This is a genomic window from Bartonella sp. CL63NXGY, from assembly GCF_042194905.1.
GTDB lineage: Bacteria > Pseudomonadota > Alphaproteobacteria > Rhizobiales > Rhizobiaceae > Bartonella.
Genome location: NZ_JBHINK010000141.1, coordinates 1 through 262 on the forward strand (window position 1 = coordinate 1; position 262 = coordinate 262).

The following is a 262-nucleotide window of genomic DNA, read 5'->3' on the forward strand; positions in this document are numbered from 1 at the left end:
TAAAATCAGCTTGGAGTAAAATTACGTACACCTCGAACAACAAAGTAGGAATTGCTGTCTATTCAAGTAAAAAGCATCAAACCTATAGTGCAACGAATGTACCAGAGCATAAGTTTCACATGGCCAGTACTGTCAAAGTATCGATTTTAGCGGGCTTATTAGCTAAACAAAATGGCAATTTGACTAACCACCAGAAGTCATTAGCCAAAGACATGATTGAGGCTAGTGATAACTATGCTACTAATAAATTATTTGACGCCCT